This is a genomic window from Agarivorans sp. (assembly GCF_050295395.1).
Taxonomy (GTDB): domain Bacteria; phylum Pseudomonadota; class Gammaproteobacteria; order Enterobacterales; family Celerinatantimonadaceae; genus Agarivorans.
Genome location: NZ_JBNKPP010000249.1, coordinates 1 through 2,065, shown reverse-complemented (window position 1 = coordinate 2,065; position 2,065 = coordinate 1). Strand labels below are relative to the sequence as shown.

At 47.2% G+C, this 2,065-nt stretch carries 2 protein-coding genes and 2 tRNA genes; all 4 read left to right on the top strand.

Translation table 11 applies throughout. The features are described from left to right. Nucleotides 1-968 (top strand): bifunctional biotin--[acetyl-CoA-carboxylase] ligase/biotin operon repressor BirA (birA, locus tag ACQY6Q_RS14560; protein WP_427982441.1); only part of this gene is annotated, 968 nt, incomplete at its 5' end. A gap of 1 nt (nt 969) precedes the next feature. Next, nucleotides 970-1,665, top strand: coding sequence for a type III pantothenate kinase (locus ACQY6Q_RS14555; RefSeq protein WP_427982439.1), 696 nt, complete (start codon nt 970-972; stop codon nt 1,663-1,665). 111 nt (nt 1,666-1,776) lie between these two features. Continuing rightward, nucleotides 1,777-1,852, top strand: a tRNA-Thr gene (locus ACQY6Q_RS14550). 34 nt (nt 1,853-1,886) lie between these two features. Then, a tRNA-OTHER gene (locus ACQY6Q_RS14545) sits at nt 1,887-1,970 on the top strand. Nucleotides 1,971-2,065 lie beyond the last annotated feature (95 nt).

The following is a 2,065-nucleotide window of genomic DNA, read 5'->3' as shown; positions in this document are numbered from 1 at the left end:
TAGTAACACAACGTCAGTTATTGCAACTTCTCAGCAGCGGTGAATTCCAATCCGGCCAGATAGTTGCTGATGCACTTGGACTTAGTCGTACTGCAATTGCCAACCATATCAAATTACTGCAAGAGCTCGGACTTGATATATATAAAGTAAAAGGTAAAGGTTATCGACTGGCACAACCATTAAGCTTGCTCGATGCTACATCCATTATAAAGCTTAAAGCTAAAACGGCACCTGATGTACTGGTGCAGAGTATTACTGACTCTACCAACAGCCAGCTAATGCAAAAAGTAATAGAAGGTATTGTTAAGACGCCGGGCTATGTCATTGTTGCTGAAGCGCAAACTGCAGGACGTGGGCGGCGTGGTCGAGCCTGGTATTCACCGTTTGGTGCCAGCTTGTATTTTTCAATGTATTGGCGCTTAGAGCAGGGGGTGCAGGCTGCAATGGGCTTAAGCCTGGTGGTGGCGATCGCGCTATCACGCGTAATTGAGCGTGAGTTTCACTTATCGCCAAGCGTTAAGTGGCCGAATGATGTTTATATTGACGGCAAAAAGCTTGCAGGTATTCTGGTCGAATTAGCAGGCCAGGCGGATGCCGCTTGCGACGTCATTATCGGTATCGGCCTGAACATTCAATTACCCCAACAATCGCATAGTTATATTGATCAGTCTTATACCGATCTCTCGTCAAACGTTGATCGGCCGGTTGACCGAAATAAGCTTGTCGTTAATTTACAAACCGAACTCATTACCCTGCTGCAACAATTTAGTGATCGCGGTTTTGCCGAGTTTGCCGCTGAATTTAACCGCCGGGATCATTTCCATCTGCAATCGGTGAAGCTTTCTGGCAGTACAGAAACGAACGGCTTGTGTCTGGGGGTCGACAAACAGGGCGCCTTACTGATAAAAACAGACTCTGGTTGTGAGACTTTTTTCGGTGGCGAACTTAGCCTGCGCGCAGGAGCCTGACATGTACTTATTACTGGATATTGGTAACACCAGAGAAAAAGCGGCGTTGGTTAAACAGGGTAAAGTTACCGCCTTGCCTCAGCTTGCCCCGGAAAACCTGGCGAAACTCTCACTTAAAGCGGTTTATTACGCTAGTGTCGCTTCGCAGGAAAAAGTGGCGGTTATTAAGCAATTGCTCGGCCTTGAGGACTTACCCTGGCGTCAGGTGCATGCGGATGCGCAAGCATACGGTGTTACCAGCGTTTACCAGCAACCACAAACGCTGGGAGTCGACCGCTGGTTAGCGATGTTGGGCGCGCAATTATTGTTTCCGTCGACCTCGACGCTTATTGTTGATGCCGGTACCGCGGTTACACTCGATTGGTTAGATGCAGAAGGCCAACACCAAGGCGGTTGGATACTACCTGGTCTTAAAATGCAGCAGCATGCCGTAGTGAAAAATACGGCTAAGGTATTTAATTCAGAGATGTTTAATGGTCGCATGGAGCCGGGCGAGGATACCGTAACCTGTTTGCAAAACGGCTGTTTAGCCAGTGTTATAGGCGCAATTAGACTAGCGTGGCAACAAAACCCAGGGCAAAAGCTGTTGTTAACTGGTGGCGACAGTAAATTTCTAAAGCCTCACCTGATGGATTTACCGCTTGTCGTAGAGCCATTGCTTATTTTCCACGGTTTAGCCCGCTATATTGATATGTAATGCTTAAATTGCGCACTTTGTGAGCGCTTGGGCAGGAATTTAAGGCTTTTTTGGTTTTTTCTGTTGCGCACCATCAACCATTCCTCTAGAATTCGCACCCACTGACGTAGTGCCGCTTTAGCTCAGTTGGTAGAGCAACTGACTTGTAATCAGTAGGTCATCCGTTCAACTCGGATAGTCGGCACCATTTATTTAATAGTTAGCATTTAGCTAATTGTTTTGCCCAGATAGCTCAGTCGATAGAGCCATCGGGAATTGCATTGAAAATCCTCGTGTCGGTGGTTCGATTCCGCCTCTGGGCACCATTAATTCAAAGCCTCGCAATCGCGAGGCTTTTTTGTTTCTGTCCCCTCCAAATCACGATTTTACTTCCCGTAGGCGTGAAATTTAAAGAGCTATC

Bases quoted from the DNA above. Each gene is read 5' to 3' on its own strand.
- ACQY6Q_RS14555 (WP_427982439.1), top strand. From the start codon at position 970: ATGTACTTATTACTGGATATTGGTAACACCAGAGAAAAAGCGGCGTTG.